At 61.5% G+C, this 16,524-nt stretch carries 13 protein-coding genes; 7 read left to right on the top strand and 6 right to left on the bottom strand.

The window, feature by feature from the left end:
* Nucleotides 1-3: 3 nt before the first annotated feature.
* Both KHO30_RS00220 and KHO30_RS00215 read right to left on the bottom strand, forming a co-directional pair.
* Nucleotides 4-1,089 (bottom strand): aldose epimerase family protein, encoded by a 1,086-nt coding sequence (locus KHO30_RS00220; protein ID WP_211699707.1) that lies wholly within the window; start codon nt 1,087-1,089, stop codon nt 4-6.
* Between the two features lie 33 nt (nt 1,090-1,122).
* Entirely contained in the window at nt 1,123-2,340 is a 1,218-nt protein-coding gene (locus KHO30_RS00215) for a XylR family transcriptional regulator (RefSeq protein ID WP_093635097.1), read from the bottom strand.
* A gap of 274 nt (nt 2,341-2,614) precedes the next feature.
* Between KHO30_RS00215 and xylA the strand changes: the two genes are divergently transcribed.
* The 4 genes from xylA to KHO30_RS00195 all read left to right on the top strand — a co-directional run bounded on the left by xylA (nt 2,615) and on the right by KHO30_RS00195 (nt 7,993).
* Complete coding sequence (xylA, locus tag KHO30_RS00210) at nt 2,615-3,937, top strand: xylose isomerase (RefSeq protein ID WP_211699706.1); 1,323 nt, start codon at nt 2,615-2,617, stop codon at nt 3,935-3,937.
* A gap of 174 nt (nt 3,938-4,111) precedes the next feature.
* Nucleotides 4,112-5,140 carry a D-xylose ABC transporter substrate-binding protein gene (gene xylF / locus KHO30_RS00205; protein WP_054040132.1) on the top strand — a complete coding sequence of 343 codons (1,029 nt, stop codon included), beginning with the start codon at nt 4,112-4,114 and terminating at the stop codon, nt 5,138-5,140.
* Nucleotides 5,141-5,228: 88 nt separating this feature from the next.
* Nucleotides 5,229-6,797 (top strand): D-xylose ABC transporter ATP-binding protein, encoded by a 1,569-nt coding sequence (gene xylG, locus KHO30_RS00200; RefSeq protein WP_211699705.1) that lies wholly within the window; start codon nt 5,229-5,231, stop codon nt 6,795-6,797.
* Entirely contained in the window at nt 6,794-7,993 is a 1,200-nt protein-coding gene (locus KHO30_RS00195; RefSeq protein WP_093635100.1) for a sugar ABC transporter permease, read from the top strand. The genes xylG and KHO30_RS00195 overlap by 4 nt, the downstream gene beginning before the upstream one ends.
* A gap of 59 nt (nt 7,994-8,052) precedes the next feature.
* Here the strand turns inward: KHO30_RS00195 and KHO30_RS00190 are convergent, their stop codons facing one another.
* Complete coding sequence (locus KHO30_RS00190; protein ID WP_211699704.1) at nt 8,053-9,474, bottom strand: aldehyde dehydrogenase family protein; 1,422 nt, start codon at nt 9,472-9,474, stop codon at nt 8,053-8,055.
* A gap of 100 nt (nt 9,475-9,574) precedes the next feature.
* Between KHO30_RS00190 and KHO30_RS00185 the strand changes: the two genes are divergently transcribed.
* The 3 genes from KHO30_RS00185 to KHO30_RS00175 all read left to right on the top strand — a co-directional run bounded on the left by KHO30_RS00185 (nt 9,575) and on the right by KHO30_RS00175 (nt 13,479).
* The gene (locus tag KHO30_RS00185; protein ID WP_211699703.1) at nt 9,575-10,462 is read left to right on the top strand and encodes a LysR family transcriptional regulator; all 888 of its coding nucleotides are present in this window, start codon (nt 9,575-9,577) and stop codon (nt 10,460-10,462) included.
* A 259-nt stretch (nt 10,463-10,721) separates the two neighbouring features.
* Nucleotides 10,722-12,992, top strand: a complete 2,271-nt coding sequence (locus KHO30_RS00180) for a xanthine dehydrogenase family protein molybdopterin-binding subunit (protein ID WP_211699702.1) — start codon at nt 10,722-10,724, stop codon at nt 12,990-12,992.
* 25 nt (nt 12,993-13,017) lie between these two features.
* Nucleotides 13,018-13,479: a (2Fe-2S)-binding protein gene (locus KHO30_RS00175; protein ID WP_093635104.1), complete on the top strand. Its 462-nt coding sequence runs from the start codon at nt 13,018-13,020 to the stop codon at nt 13,477-13,479.
* A gap of 259 nt (nt 13,480-13,738) precedes the next feature.
* Here the strand turns inward: KHO30_RS00175 and KHO30_RS00170 are convergent, their stop codons facing one another.
* Genes KHO30_RS00170 through KHO30_RS00160 form a run of 3 tightly spaced genes read right to left on the bottom strand, consistent with a single transcriptional unit; the run spans nt 13,739 to nt 16,493 of the window.
* Nucleotides 13,739-15,271: an efflux transporter outer membrane subunit gene (locus KHO30_RS00170; protein ID WP_093635105.1), complete on the bottom strand. Its 1,533-nt coding sequence runs from the start codon at nt 15,269-15,271 to the stop codon at nt 13,739-13,741.
* Nucleotides 15,268-16,287 (bottom strand): efflux RND transporter periplasmic adaptor subunit, encoded by a 1,020-nt coding sequence (locus KHO30_RS00165; RefSeq protein WP_211699701.1) that lies wholly within the window; start codon nt 16,285-16,287, stop codon nt 15,268-15,270. The genes KHO30_RS00170 and KHO30_RS00165 overlap by 4 nt, the downstream gene beginning before the upstream one ends.
* On the bottom strand, nt 16,284-16,493 hold the full coding sequence (locus KHO30_RS00160; RefSeq protein WP_211699700.1) for a DUF1656 domain-containing protein: 210 nt from the start codon (nt 16,491-16,493) through the stop codon (nt 16,284-16,286). The genes KHO30_RS00165 and KHO30_RS00160 overlap by 4 nt, the downstream gene beginning before the upstream one ends.
* Nucleotides 16,494-16,524: the final 31 nt, after the last annotated feature.

Genomic DNA, 16,524 nt, shown 5'->3' with positions numbered 1-16,524 from the left:
GTTTCAGACTCCAGAACGTACGCCTACGCGGTACGCCGTCACCTGCCGGTATGCGTTGCCGGGCCGCACGATGACCTGCTCCTGCTCAGCCATATTGACTTCGTTCGGAAAGCCGCCGGCTTCGAGACACAGTCCGGAGTACGCCTGGTAGGCGATGCCGCCGCGGCCCGTGTCGCCCTTCAGGAAATTGCCGGTGTAGAACTGTAAGCCGCGCTGATCGGTCGAGACGGTCAGTTCGCGTCCGCTGCCGGGATCATAGGCGCGTGCAACCTCGCGTACCTGCGGCTCGCGTCCGGCTACCGTGGCATCGGGCGCGTCATGCAGCACATAGCAGTGATCGAAGCCACCGGCCTTCGCCAGCTGCGCATGCGGCCAATCGAGCCGTGCGCCGATCGGCGCGCTCTGCCGGAAGTCGAACGCGTTGCCTGCCACTTCGGCAAGCTCGCAAGGAATCATCGACGCATCGACTTCGAAGAACCGGTCGGCATCGATCGACAACACATGGCCGCGAATGTCGGCATCCCGCCGACCTGTCAGGTTGAAATACGGATGGCTGGTCAGATTGAGTGGCGTCGGCGCGTCCGTGATCGCTTCATACGCGATCGTCAAGGTGCCGTCGTCGTCGAGCGTGTAACGCACTTGCACCGTGACATTGCCCGGAAAGCCGGCGTCGCCTTCGGGCGATTCCAGACGCATAAGCAGCGCACCGTTGTCTTCACTCACGTCCCACAATGCGCGATGAAAACCCTGCGTGCCGCCATGCAGCAGATTCGCGCCTTCGTTGCGGTCGAGCGTGTACTCGATGCCGTCGAGCGTGAAACGCGCATCGGCAATGCGATTCGCCCACCGGCCAACCAGTCCGCCCATGTAGGTTGTGGCCGCAACGTATTCGGCGGGCGTGTCGTGTCCGAGCAGAATGTCGCCGAGGCGACCCGCGCGGTCCGGCGCATGCCACGAGACCAGCGTCGCGCCCAGGTCGCTGATGGCGACTTTCATGCCGTGCGCATTGCGCAGCGTGAAGAGCCGCACGGGATCGCCGCCGGGCAAAGCGCCCCATGGCTCAGAAGAAAGTGGTGCGATGCTGATCATGTCGTCGGTAGAAAGAAAAGGTAAAGGGCATGCTCAGCCGGGTGCTGCGGTCGAATTCACACGGTCCTGGTATTCGCGCGGCGTGCAGCCGAGTTCGCGACGAAACACCGCGTACATGTATTGCAGCGACGTGAAGCCGCAACGGATCGCCACCTCGGCACTCGACGCATCGCGCTTCGCCAGCAGCGCTTTCGCGACATCGAGTTTATGACGCAGAATTTCCTGATGCACGGTGCACTGCCGTTCGCGCCGGAAGTACTCTTCGAGCGACGATCTCGACACGCCCACGTAATCGGCAACCTGTTCGGTGCGGATGCCTTGGCACGCGTACTGGCGGATGAAGTGCCGGGCGCGCATCACATACGGACTTGCGAGCGGCTGGTGTTTGGTCGATTCGAGCACATTGATGCCGACCGGTGGCACGAGAATGCGCCGCCCCGGAAAACGCGCGCCGTGCAGCATTTGATGCAGCAAGTGAGCGGCGGTGCGGCCCATTTCTTCGGTGCCTTGAATCACGGAGGAAAGCGGAATACGGGTCAGCGTACGCGTGAGCGGATCGTTGTCGATGCCGATGATCGCCACTTCTTCAGGCACGGGAATACCCGCGATCAAACAGGCCTGCAGCAGATGCCGCGCGCGGGCATCGGTGACGGCGATGATGCCCACCGGCTTCGGCAACTGGGCGAGCCACGCGGTGAGTTGCTCGGTTGCCTGATTCCACGACGGCGCGCTGGTCGACAGGCCACGATAGATCTCGGTGCCGATCTGCTCGGCGCTATGGCCGTCCGTGCTGCGCAGGTGAGCGAATGCCAACTCACGTTGCTGCGCCCAACGGTTTTCCTGCGCTTGCGGCAGGCTATACAAAGCGAAATGCTCGAGTCCCGCGCCGATCAGATGCGTGTAGGCGAGCGAAACAAGCTTGGCGTTATCGGTCGCGATATAGGGTAAGTCCGGGGGGTAGTGCGCCGGATCTTCGAACGATGAACCGACCGCCACCACCGGCAACGGACAATCTCGCAGCGCTTCACCCACAGCGGGATCGTCGAAATCCGCGATGATGCCGTCGCCGTCGAAACGCTCGATACCCGTCAACCGGCAGCGGAAATCTTCTTCAAGGAAGAGATCCCACGCCACGCGCGTCGACAGCAGGTAATTGCCGATGCCGGTGATGATCTCGCGGTCATACACCTTGTTCGCGTTGAACAGCAGCGCGATTCGATGGGTCGTCTGTGGTGTTTGCGGACGGGTCATGGCAGTGGGTGGCGTGCAGATCGTCAAGATTCGCAGCGCCTTCGTCTCCTGTTGGATGCGCTCTGAAGGCAGCACCGTTTTTAAGCGTCTGGTTATTCTAGGCCGCGAACATCGCGCCGGTGTGAAACAAACGCATGGGCGGTAAGAAACATCAAGCACGCTGCGCAATTTCGCAATTGCCGATGCACCTTGCAAGCGGCAGCATGGCGTCACCTTGTCGACCGGCGCGGCGATACCGCACGGGTTGCAGTGCAGCATAAAACAGGAGACGCTGATGTCCTACTTCGAACACATTCCCGAGATCCGCTACGAGGGCCCGCAATCGGATAACCCGCTTGCTTATCGTCATTACGACAAGAGTAAGCGGGTGCTCGGCAAGACACTCGAAGAACATCTTCGCATTGCTGTGTGCTACTGGCATACGTTTGTCTGGCCGGGCGTCGATATCTTCGGGCAAGGGACGTTTCGGCGTCCCTGGCAGCAGGCCGGCGACGCCATGGAACGGGCGCAACAAAAGGCGGATTCCGCGTTTGAGTTCTTCTCGAAGCTCGGCACGCCGTATTACACGTTTCACGATACCGACGTTGCACCGGAAGGTGACAGCCTGAAGGCCTATAGCGAGAACTTCACCCGCATCGCCGAATATCTGGCGCGCAAGCAGCAGGATACCGGCGTCAAACTGCTGTGGGGCACAGCCAATCTGTTCTCGCATCCGCGTTATGCAGCAGGTGCGGCGACCAGTCCTGATCCCGAGATTTTTGCGTTCGCTGCGACTCAGGTTCGTCACGCTCTTGATGCGACCCAAATGCTGGGAGGCGAAAATTATGTGTTGTGGGGCGGCCGTGAGGGCTACGACACGCTGCTCAATACCGACCTCGTGCGCGAACGTGATCAGCTCGCCCGTTTCCTGCACATGGTGGTCGAGCACAAGCACAAGATCGGCTTCAAAGGTGCACTGCTGATCGAGCCGAAGCCGCAGGAGCCGACCAAGCATCAATTCGACTATGACGTGGCGACCGTACACGGCTTCCTGCTGCAATACGGATTGGAGAAAGAGATTCGCGTGAATATCGAAGCCAATCACGCGACGCTTGCCGGTCACTCGTTCCACCACGAGATCGCGACGGCCTACGCGCTAGGTATTTTCGGCAGCGTCGATGCGAATCGCGGCGATCAACAAAACGGCTGGGATACGGACCAGTTTCCGAACAGCGTCGAAGAACTGACGCTGGCCTTCTACGAAATCCTCAAACACGGCGGCTTCACCACCGGCGGTATGAACTTCGACGCAAAGGTGCGGCGTCAGAGCGTCGATGCGGAAGATCTGTTCTTCGGCCACATCGGTGCAATCGATAACCTGGCGCTCGCCGTCGAGCGTGCAGCAACGCTGATCGAAAACGACCGACTCGAAGCGTTCAAACGTCAGCGCTACGCAGGCTGGGAGTCGGAGTTCGGCAGCAAAATTCTGAAGGGTGACTATTCGCTCTCGACGCTGGCTACGGATGCATTGGCACGCGGTCTGAATCCACAGCACGCGAGCGGCAGACAGGAGCAACTGGAAAACGTTGTAAATCAGGCGATTTACAGCAGACGCTAAAAGGCAGTCGTGAAGTAACCGCCCGAAAAAGGGCGCGCAGTAAGACATAAAAATCGCGCGGCCACGTTGACCGCGCGAATAAAAGAAGCTTTGGGTTGTCGCTTGTCCGGTTCTGCGGCTCGCAGCGCAGACCGTCCAATCCGGTATTCCGGCTATCAGAACAAGGAGTGAGACATGAAATTCGCAACGCGTCGTACCGTACTGAGTTCGCTCGTATGTGGAGCGATGCTCGCCAGCCTGTCGCTTGTTGCGCCGCTCGCGCATGCAAGCAAGGACCACCCGGAAATTGGCTTCTGTATCGACGATCTGCGCGTCGAACGCTGGTCGCGCGATCGTGACTACTTCGTTGCAGCGGCAGAAAAGCTCGGCGCCAAAGTATCGGTGCAATCCGCCGATGCGAGCGAAGAGCGGCAGATTTCGCAGATTGAAAACCTGATCTCGCGCGGCGTCGACGTGATCGTGATCGTGCCGTTCAATTCGAAGACGCTCGGCAATGTGGTCGCCGAAGCCAAGAAAGCCGGCATCAAGGTCGTCTCCTACGACCGCCTGATTCTTGACGCCGACGTGGATGCCTATATCTCGTTCGACAACGAGAAGGTTGGCGAGCTGCAAGCACAAGGTGTCTTCAACGCGCAGCCGAAGGGCAACTACTTCATGCTCGGCGGCGCGCCGACCGACAACAATGCCAAGATGCTGCGTGAGGGCCAGCTCAAAGTGTTGAAGCCCGCAATCGACAAGGGCGACATCAAAATCGTCGGTCAGCAATGGGTACCGGAATGGAGCGCGTCGACGGCGCTGCGTATCGTTGAAGATGCGCTCACGGCGAACAACAACAAGATCGACGCAATCGTCGCTTCGAACGACGGCACCGCAGGCGGCGCGATTCAGGCACTGGCTGCGCAGCACATGGCTGGCAAGGTGCCGGTGTCGGGACAAGACGCTGATCTGGCCGCTGTGAAGCGCGTAATCGCCGGCACGCAGACGATGACCGTGTACAAACCGCTGAAGCTGATTGCAGGCGAAGCGGCGAAACTCTCCGTCGCGCTTGCGAAGGGCGAGAAGCCGGCCTTTAATGCACAGTACGACAACGGCAAGAAGAAGGTCGACACGGTGCTTCTGCAACCCACGTTGCTCACCAAGAGCAATGTTGATGTGGTCGTCAAGGACGGCTTCTACACCCAGGCCCAGCTCGCGAGCCAATGAGCGTAACGTGTGCGTAGTTCAAGCCGGTGTGCCTGGCATGCGTCAGGCACATCGGCGCGATCACGCGCCCTGCAGCGAGGCATAGCGAATGAGTGAACCATTACTGACGATGCGCGGCATCGTCAAAGCCTTTTCCGGCGTGAAGGCGCTCGACGGCATCGACCTGACGGTGGCGCCTGGCGAGTGCGTCGGCTTGTGCGGCGAGAACGGCGCGGGCAAATCGACGCTGATGAAAGTGCTGTCCGGCGTCTATCCCCACGGTACGTGGGACGGCGAAATCATCTGGGAAGGCGAGCCGCTGAAGGCCGCGAGCATACGAGACACGGAACGCGCGGGCATCATCATCATCCATCAGGAGTTGATGCTGGTGCCGGAGCTCTCGGTTGCAGAAAACATCTTTCTCGGCAACGAAATTACGCTGCCCGGCGGCAGAATGAATTACGCCGCGATGTATCAGCGCGCCGATGAGTTGCTGCGCGAGCTCGGCATCAGCGGAATCAACTCGGCGCAACCGGTGATGAATTACGGTGGCGGCCACCAGCAGTTGATCGAGATCGCGAAGGCGCTGAACAAGCGCGCGAAACTGTTGATCCTCGATGAACCGTCGTCGTCGCTGACGGCTACGGAGATACACATCCTGCTGGATATCGTGCGCGATCTGAAGCGGCGCGGGGTTGCATGCGTTTACATCTCGCACAAGCTCGACGAAGTGGCGGCGGTGTGCGACACAATCAGCGTGATTCGCGACGGCCGCCATGTCGCGACCGAACCCATGCGCGCGCTGACCACTGACCGCATCATCTCCCTGATGGTGGGCCGCGAAATCAAGAACCTGTTTCCGCGTGAACCGCATCCTATCGGCGACGTAATCTTTGAAGCGCGCCACGTGACCTGTTTTGACGTCAACAATCCGCGCCGAAAGCGCGTGAACGATGTGTCGTTTGCGCTGCGGCGTGGCGAGATTCTCGGCGTTGCCGGTTTGGTCGGCGCGGGGCGTACGGAACTGATGCAGGCGATTTTCGGCGCGTATCCCGGTGTGAGCGAGGCGACGGTGGTGATGGACGGCAAGCCGTTGAAAATTCGTGCCCCTGTCGATGCGATTCGCGCCGGTATCGGCATGGTGCCGGAAGATCGGAAGCGCCACGGCATCGTGCCGGGTCTGAGTGTCGGCCACAACATCACGCTTGCGGTGTTGCAACGTTTCGCGAAGGGCGGACGCATCGATTCTGCCGCCGAACTCGACACGATTCACACCGAGATGAAGCGGCTTTCGGTGCGCGCGGCGCATCCGATGCTCTCGATTGCAAGTCTGTCGGGCGGCAATCAGCAAAAGGCCGTGTTGACGCGCATGCTGCTGACCGACCCGAAGGTGCTGATTCTCGACGAACCGACTCGAGGTGTCGACGTCGGTGCGAAGTTCGAAATCTACAAACTGATTTTTCAACTGGCACAGCGCGGCATGTCGATCGTGATGGTGTCGTCCGAATTGCCTGAAGTACTCGGTATCAGCGATCGCGTGCTGGTTATCGGCGAAGGCGAATTGCGCGGCGATTTCGTCAACGACGGCCTCACGCAAGAGGACATTCTCAGCGCCGCCATCCGTCCTGTGCAGCGATCCCTCAACCCGACCGCACCAACTGAAGCGAGTGCCGCATGACTCCCGACGTCACTTCCCAACCCGCCGACGGCGCTGCGTCGCGCGGCGCATTCGGTGGCCCGCAGCGCATTCAGCAACTGTTTGCGCGTTACAAGATTCTCGCGTTGCTGATCGCCGTGGCCGTGATCTGGCTTTTCTTCTCCTTTCTGACACACGGCGCATTCGTGACGCCGCGCAATCTGTCGAACCTGCTGCGGCAGATGTCGATCACCGGCATGCTCGCGTGCGGCATGGTGTTCGTGATCATCGCGGGCGAGATCGATCTGTCGGTCGGGTCGTTGCTGGGTTTGCTCGGCGGTGTCGCGGCGATTCTCGATGTGAACCGGCATTGGCCGATTGGCGTCACCGTGCCTGTCGTGATGCTGCTTGGCGTGCTCGTCGGCATGTTCAATGGATGGTGGTCGACCTACCGGCGTGTGCCTTCGTTTATTGTCGGCCTGGGCGGCATGCTTGCATATCGCGGCATTCTGCTCGGCGTCACCGGCGGTTCGACGATTGCGCCGGTCTCTGATGGTTTCGTGTTTGTCGGTCAGGGGTATTTGCCGCGTCTTGCGGGCGATACGCTGGCCGTCGCGCTGTTTGTCGTACTGGCGTTTCTGACTGTGCGACAACGAAGCAACCGCGAGCGTTATAAGTTGCGCGTGGTGCCGATCTGGCAGGACGTTGCGAAGGTAGTCGGGGCAGGCGTGATTCTGGCCGCCTTTGTCGCCACGCTCGATCGTTATGGCGGCATTCCTGTGCCGGTTTTGCTGCTACTCGCGCTGCTTGGAATTTTCACGTGGATCGCAACGCAGACTGTTTTTGGGCGGCGTATTTACGCGGTGGGGTCGAACCTGGAAGCGACGCGGCTCTCCGGCGTGAATACCAATCGTGTGAAGCTGGCCATCTTTGCGCTGATGGGACTGATGTGTGCGTTCGCGGGGATCGTCAATACGGCGCGCCTCGCGGCGGGCTCGCCGTCGGCGGGATCGATGGGTGAACTCGACGCGATCGCCGCGTGCTTTATCGGCGGGACATCGATGCGCGGCGGCTCCGGAACGGTCTACGGTGCGTTGATCGGCGCGCTGGTGATGGCGAGTCTGGATAACGGCATGTCGATGCTGGATGTCGACGCGTACTGGCAGATGATCGTGAAGGGCAGCATTCTCGTGCTGGCCGTGTGGATCGATGTGGTGTCGGGATCGAACCGCCGATGAAACAGCAGGCGGTGCGTCATGCAAATGCTGACGCACCGCCTGCTAAGCGATCAAACGCTTTAGTTCACGCCGAGCAACGACTTCGGCTCCATGAAGGCTTCCAGGCCGAACGTGCCATATTCCCGCCCAATGCCCGATTGCTTGAAGCCGCCGAACGGTGCTGCCGGTTCGTGTGCCAACGTGTTGATCAGTACACGTCCTGCGTCGATGCGAGTGGCGACTGCGCGAGCCCGCGCTGCATCGGCTGAGAGTACGTACGCTTGCAGCCCGTAGCTTGTGTCATTGGCGATCGCAATCGCTTCCTCAGTATCGCGATACGCAATGATCGACAGCACCGGCCCAAAAATCTCTTCACGGGCAATCGTCATGTCGTTGCTGACGCCGCTAAATACGGTCGGACGCACGAACCAGCCGCGCTCCACGCCTTCCGGCCGGCCCTCGCCACCGGCAATCAATCGCGCGCCTTCGTCGATGCCGATGCCGATATAACGTTGCACGCGCTCCCACTGCTTGCGGCTGACCATCGGGCCGATCTGCGTAGCCGGATCGCGCGGATCGCCGGCTTGCATGCGAGCGACTTCTAAGCGCATCCGCTCTTCGAATTCCGCAAGGCGACTCTGCGGCACAAGAATCCGCGTACCGGCGATACACGCCTGACCGCTGTTCATGAAACCTGCCTGGAGCGCCAAGGGCACTGCCTCTGCGAAATCGGCGTCGTCGAGTATGACCACCGGCGATTTACCGCCCAACTCTAACGTGACGCGTTTCAATGTCTCCGCGCCGGTGCGCAGAATCGTCTTGCCGACAGCCGTCGATCCGGTGAAGGAAATCTTCGCCACGTCCGGATGCGCGCTGATTTCCGCCCCCACCGTATCGCCCCGGCCCGTGACGATATTGAAGACGCCCGCGGGCAAGCCAGCTTCGTGCAGCGCCTCGGTGATGATGCGTGTCTGGATCGCGCTCATTTCGCTCGGCTTGATGACGGCCGTGCAGCCCGCTGCAATCGCGGCAGCCAGTTTTCCGCAGATAAAGCCGCCATTGCTGTTCCACGGCGTAATCAGTCCGGCGACGCCGAGCGGCTGCATGACGACGTCGGCCGTGCCGGCGCGTCGCGTGAAATCATAGGTCTGCAAGACCTTGATGACTTCCGCGAGCACGTCCGCCGGGTATTTCGCCATCCAGCGCGCGCGTGACACCGGCGCACCGTATTCCTCGACGATTGCTTCATACAGCTCGTCTTCTCTCGCCTGAACCGCGGCGTGCATGCGTTCGAGCAGCGCGATCCGCTCTTCCTTGCTGGTGCGGGAAAACGCCGGGAAGGCGCGTTTGGCGGCCGCAATCGCGCGGCGAGCGTCTTCCGCGTCGGCCAGACGCACCGTGCCGATCACCGTTTCCTTAGCCGGGTTGTGAAGATCGAACCACTCTTCGCCGTGCGGGGTGACGAACGCGCCGTCGATATAAACCTTGTCGATTTGCTGCATGAAAGCTCCTACCCAGGAAGTTGTTGCCTCAAAGATAGGCTCAAAGGATTAAGCCGACTAGCCATATAATCAAGGATGATTCGTTGAGCAGGATGGGATAATGAAGACGCCCGGTTTGAGCGAACTGGAAGGCGTGCTTGCGGTGGCGCGCCATCGCAGCTTCCGCGCAGCGGCCACGGAACTTGGCGTGTCGACATCGGCGCTGAGCCATGCGATTGCGACGTTGGAGGCGCGCATCGGCGTGCGGCTCTTTAATCGGACCACGCGCAGCGTGTCGTTGTCCGAGGCGGGTGCGCAATTCGTCGACAGCGTGGCGCCGGCGTTGTCGACCATCCGCGTGGCTATCGAGCAGGCCGGCAGCTTTCGCGACACACCGGCGGGCACGCTGCGGATCAATACGTCGACGGGCGCGGCGCGCCAGGTGATGCCCTTGCTGCTGGAATATCTACGGCGTTATCCGGAGATGAAGCTGGATCTCGTCACAGAGGGCCGCATGATCGACATCGTGGTGGAGGGCTTTGATGCCGGCATTCGCTTGGCTGAGATTGTGCCGCAGGACATGATCGCGGTGCCGTTCAACCGGCCACAGCGTTTTGCCGTCGTTGGGAGTCCCGCCTATTTCGCCGAAAATCCGAAGCCGCGCAAGCCAGACGACCTGCGTGCACACCGTTGTATCCGGATGCGCATGCCGAGCGGGCGTATTTATCACTGGGAGTTCGAGCGACGCGGCGAGGCAATCAGCGTGGATGTGCAGGGAATGATGACGCTCGATGAGCCGCTGCTCATCATGGAGGCAGCCCGCGAGGGATTCGGATTGGCGTATATGACTGAGTGGAACGTGGCGGCGGATCTGGAAGCTGGCACGCTGCAGCGTGTGCTGGAGGATTGGACGCCGGCGTTTGATGGGCTGTGTCTTTACTATCCCGGGCGACGTCATGTGCCGGCAGGGTTGCGGGCGTTGATTGAGATGATTCGGGAGGGCGGGTGATAGTAAAAATCCGCCACGTCTCGCATTTTTCCGCCGTTCAAGCCAGTTGCGTTGCAGCGTGCCACCACGCGACGAATAACATTTAATGAACTGACACACGGCTTGCATGCGCCAGCACTGTGCAGCTCGGCTGAAACCCTTTAGCTTTCAGTCCCCCATCCACTCTTCCGTCTTACTACTGTTCCAACGAAACAAACTCCCGCGCCAGCCCGCGCTTTCACAGCGTCCCTGCCACCGTGCAAGCTGATCGAGCCATACGATGTTAAAGCGCAGAACCTTCCTGCTTGGCGGCGCCGGCGCGCTCGGTGTGCTGCTGGTCGGCTGGTCGGTGCTGCCGCCGGGGCAGCGTCTGACTCCCTCCACGCCGTTGCCGGCAGAAGGCAACCAGGTCGCACTCAACGGCTGGGTCAAAATCGCCGCGGACAACACCGTGACGATCGTGGTGTGCAAAGCGGAAATGGGCCAGGGCATCCACACGGGCCTTGCGATGCTGCTGGCCGAGGAACTCGACGCCGACTGGTCGCAGGTTCGAGTGGAAAACTCGCCGATCGACAAGATCTACAACAGCGTGCAGAACATCGTCGACGACCTGCCGTTTCGCCCGGACGACGACAGCACGGTCAAGCGCGCCACGGTCTGGATGACCCGCAAGCTGGTGCGCGACGCCGGCACGATGATGACGGGCGGTTCATCGAGCATGAACGATCTATGGGCGCCGATGCGTGAAGCCGGCGCCTCGGCGCGCGCGATGCTGATCGGCGCGGCGGCCGCGCAATGGAAGGTGGCACCAGGGGAATGTCGTACGGAAGGCGGCTACGTACTGCATGCAGCAGGTCACAAGGCGAGCTTCGGCGAACTGTCCGCGATGGCCGCACAGCAACCGCTGCCACGCAAGGTTGCGCTGAAAGATCCTGCTGAGTTCAAACTGATCGGCAAGCCGGTGCGGCGTATCGAAGCCGCGTCGAAAATCAACGGCACAGCGCGCTTCGGCATTGACGCGCTACCCGATGGTCTCATCTACGCAAGCGTGGTGATGTGTCCCACTTTGGGCGGCACGGTGGCGCATTTCGACGCCTCGCCTGCCAGGACGATGCCCGGCTTCATCAAGGCGTTTTCGCTGAAGCCCTACGCGGGTGGCAGCGGCGGCGTCGCGGTCATCGCCGACAACCCGTTCCGCGCGATGAACGCGGTGAGTGCAATCAACGTGGTGTGGAATGACGGCGCTGCGGCCAATCTGTCGAGCGCAAACGTAGACACTCAACTCGCGCAGGCGCTGGACGACAGCGACGGCCACGCCTACTACCATCGCGGTGACGTCGACGCCGCATTGAGCGGTGCCGCGCGCACGATCAGCGCCGAGTACCACGCACCGTATCTCGCACATGGCGCGGTCGAACCAGTGAACTGCACGGTGCAGGTCGCGGACGGCGCGGCCACCGTTTGGGTTTCCACGCAAATGCCGACGCTCGCGCGGCAGCACGTTGCGAAAGTGCTGGACATCGACATCGACAAGGTCGACGTGCAAACGCAACTGCTCGGCGGCGCTTTCGGGCGCCGTCTCGAACTCGATTTCATCGCGCAAGCCGCGGCGATTGCGCGCGAAGGCGGTGGTCGTCCAGTACAAACAATCTGGTCGCGGGCGCAGGATTTCACCCACGATTTCTATCGTCCGGCGTGCGTGTCGCGACTCAAAGCCGGTCTCGACAAAGACGGCAAGCTGGTCGCGTGGCATGCCACTTCAGCGAGTCAGGCGATCGTGCCGGAATCGCTCGTGCGTTACTACGGCGTGCCGCGCATTCCCATCGACAAGACCACGTGCGAAGGCGCGTTCGATCAGCCCTACGAATGGCCCGCTGCACGTGTGGCGCACAAGATCGTCGAATTACCGATCCCGATTGGATTCTGGCGCTCGGTTGGCCATTCACATCAGGCGTTTTTCACCGAAGGTTTCACCGACGAACTCGCTGTAGCCGCCGGTCAGGATCCGATTGCATTTCGCGCGGCGCTGCTCGCGCAGCATCCGCGCCATCTTGCGGTGTTAAGGCGCGTTGCAGCCTTGTCCGACTGGGGACATCCCATGACGCGTGCGGCCGATGGCACAAAGCGGGCGCGCGGCGTCGCGCTGCATGAAGCGTTCGGCAGCGTCGTCGCGCAGGTGGCAGAGGTATCGGTCGGTGCGAACAAGCAGATTCGCGTGCATCGGGTGGTCTGCGTGATTGACTGTGGACTGCCGGTGAACCCAAACCTGATTCGTCAGCAGATGGAGGGCGGCATTGTATTCGGCCTCTCGACTGCGTTGCAGGATGAAATCACTTTCGTCGGCGGTCAGGTGGCGCAGAAGAACTTCGTCGATTTCCCGGTTGTGCGGATGAACGACTGTCCGGTGATCGAAGTCGACATCATGCCCAGTCAGATGCACCCCCAGGGCGTCGGCGAACCAGGCGTGCCGCCGGTTGCGCCGGCGGTGGCCAACGCGGTATTCGCACTGACCGGTCAGCGCTTGCGCGCGCTGCCGCTGAGGGTTGCGTGAAACGCTTCAGATTGACGGAGAAAACATGGGATCGTTAAACATCAACGGCCGCGCGGTTGCCGTGCAAGCTGAACCGGACATGCCGCTTCTGTGGGTGCTGCGCTGCGACCTCGGCATGACCGGCACCAAGTTCGGCTGCGGTGTGGGCATTTGCGGCGCATGCACGATCCACCTGGACGGCAAGGCGGGCCTTGCCTGTCAGACACCGATGTCCAGCTTGCACTCGCAGAAGATCACGACGATAGAAGGCGTGCAGGGCGCCGAAGCGCAGGCGTTAAAAGCGGCGTGGATTGATCTCGACGTGGTGCAGTGCGGTTATTGTCAGAGCGCGCAGTTGATGGCGGCCTGCGCGCTGCTCAAGCAGAAGCCCAATCCCACTGACGCGGACATCGATGCGGCGATGTCCAACATTGTGTGCCGTTGCGGCACGTACCCGAGGGTAAGGGCGGCGATTCACCAGGCGGCTGCGAAACGGCGGCCCGTTTAAGGCCGGCATCACCGCAGACAGAGACGCCTGGGTGAGCCGATTACGAGCCCGGTGAGCTCAGTTCGCCAGCATCTCCACGACCGCCACCACTACCGTGAAAACGCCGATACAACCGCCCAGTGTGGCTGCGCCTTGCATGAATTGCGACATACGTGACCCCATAACGTGTGGTGTTGAGGCTCGTATTTAACCTGAATTGAAAGGTAAAAGAAAGCTTGTCAATAATAGCGATTTACCCGGATGAGGCGAGATGGGAGGGTCAAGGCGCTTTGGTGATCGGCGTCGGCACCGCGACCTTAGCCGGGGCAGCAGGAGTCCCAGCGTTAGAACCCGCAGCCCCAGGCACCGCCTGCGCGTCAGTCTCCCACCCACCACCCAGCGCGAGGAACAGATTGACCTGATCAATCGCCACCTGCCCCTCCGCAGCCGCCACCTGAGATTTCGTCGAAGTCAGCGTGCGGGTCGCATCCAGATCCGAAATAAACGACTCGCGCCCGGCGCGATACAGGCGATGCGTTTCATCCGCCGACGCAGTGGCCGACTTCAACGCGGCACGCAAGGCGTCGGCGCGGGCATAGTCGGACGCGTAGGTCGCGAGGCTGGTTTCGGTTTCGCGCAATGCGGTCAGCACCACGCCGTCGAACTTTGCCAACGCAACATTGCTTGACGCTTGAGCTTCACGCACACGACCCCGTGCGCCATTCGTGGGGAAGGTCCAGCTGATCAGCGGACCGAAGGCCCAGCGTGCCGTCGGCGAGGTGCCGAGGTCCTCCAGAACCCCCGTCAAACCCGCCGACGCACCGATGCTCACCGTCGGATACAACGCACCCGTCGCGACGCCGATGCGCGCCGTCGATGCTGCCAGTTGACGCTCGGCCTCGCGCACGTCCGGGCGACGCTTGAGCAGCGCGGCACCGTCGCCGACCGGGATCGGCTGGCGGATCTGCGGCAACGTGCTGCAGGCCAGCACGGCTGGCGGCAAATCGGACGGCGCGCGTGCGAGCAGCGCTGCGAGCCGGTATTGCGCAATCTGGCGGCGCGCCGTATAGCGCGGAATATCCGCCGCCAACGTATCGACCTGGGTTTGCCCGCGCGTCACATCGGGCTGATTGCCGCGACCCGCGTCGCGCAATCGGCGCGATACGTCCACACGCTCCTTCTGCAAGGCCAACGATTGCTGCGCGATCCTGAGTTCCTCGGCGGCCGAGCATTGGTCGACGTACGAGCGCACCACATCCGCGACCACCGTAATTCGCGCGAGATCGGCGGCCGCCTGCACGGATTCCGTATCCGCCGCCGCCGCTTCGACACCACGCCGCAGCTTGCCGAACAGATCGATTTCGTAGGAGATGCTGATACCGATATCGCCTTCATTGACGACCGGCAGCTTCTCGGTAAGCAGGTACTGCTCGGCCGATTCCTGCGCGCGTTCGAGCAGCACCGAACTCTTGCCGGAGAAGCCGCCTTGAGCCTGCGCGACACCCAGCGCTTCACGCGAACGCGCGAGGTTCGCCGCCGCGACGCGCAAGTCGGTATTCGACTGCAGCGCCTCGTCGACCAGCTTGTTCAGCACCGGATCGTCGTAGAGCTTCCACCAGATCACCGGCACGTTCTGTCGCGTGGTCAGTTTGGCATCGGCGCCTTCGATCGGCGCGTTGGCGAGCGGCGCGTTGACCAGCGCCTGCTTCGGCAGTGCGTAATCGGGGCCGACATTCACGCAGCCGTTGAGCGCGACGCTCAACGGCAAGAGTGGCAGCAGCGGCAATAAGGGAAGGGCGCGCGACAGCTTCATTGCGACGCGCCCGACATGACGGCAGCAGATGCCGGTTGCGCAGTAGAAGCAGCGGAGGCAGCCGGGACAGCAGAAGTAGCCGAAGCCGAAGCCGCCGATGCATCCACCATACCCGAAGCGCCCGCAGCCGGACGCTGCTTGCCGGTCGGCGACAGATCGCGCACCGACACCGTCGCGGTGCGTCCAGCGATCATGCGGAAGTCGGCAGGCACCTCGTCGAGCGCAACGCGCACCGGAATCCGTTGCGCGAGCCGCACCCAGCTAAATGCCGGATTCACGTTCGGCAGCAGATTCGACCCTTGCGTGCGGTCGCGGTCTTCAATCCCCGCGACGATGCTTTGCACGTGACCGCGCAGCACGTTTGGCTCGCCCATCACCTGGATATCGACCCGCTGGCCGATGTCGATGCCGCGCAGTTTGGTCTCTTCAAAGTAACCGTCGACGCGGAACGAATGCATATCCACCACCGCCAGCACGGCACGGCCCGCCGAGACGAATTCGCCGGTACGTGGTGCGCGGTCGTTCAGATAACCGTCGACAGGACTCACGATTGTAGTGCGTTGCAAATTCAGCTTGGCGGTATCGATCGCGACGTTCGCATCGGCGAGCGCCGCTTCCGCTGTTTCAACACGCGAGCGGCTTTCCTCTGCGACCTCCGCCGCAACCAGGTTGCCGAGCTGGCGATTACGCACATCTTCGCGGCGTGCCTGATCGAGCGTAGCGCGGCGTTGCTGCGCGGTGGCCTGCGCCTGGCGCAGTGCGAGCGCGTAGCGGGCCTGATCGATCACGAACAGCACCTGGCCTTGTTTGACCTGCTGGTTGTCCACCACTTCGACCGATGAGATCAGCCCCGAGATATCCGGCGCAACCTGGATCACGTCGGCGCGTACATGACCGTCGCGAGTCCACGGCGCGAACATGTAATAGGCGACCAGTTTCCACAGCACGAAGGCTGCAACCACGACGACGATCAGGGTCAGCAGAATTTGACCGACGGAGAACCAGGTTTTTTTCACGTTATTAGTCTGTGCGAAACGACGACGACAAGGCCCAGCACCAGCACATAGATGCCGAGATCGAAGATGGAGCGATGCCAGACGAAGCGGTAAAAGCCGGCGCGTTCGAACACCGTGCGAATGGCCAGGTTGATCAGATAGGCGATCAACATCAGTACCAGCACGGCCGGCACGAACACGCCGAAGATATCGATTTCACCGATCATCGCGGGAACGGGCAAAGGAGAGGATGGGGTT

The sequence above is a fragment of the Paraburkholderia aspalathi genome, from assembly GCF_905220735.1.
GTDB classification, from domain to species: Bacteria; Pseudomonadota; Gammaproteobacteria; order Burkholderiales; family Burkholderiaceae; genus Paraburkholderia; species Paraburkholderia aspalathi.
Note: the sequence above shows the minus strand (reverse complement) of the source record. Positions and strands in the feature narration are given on the sequence as shown.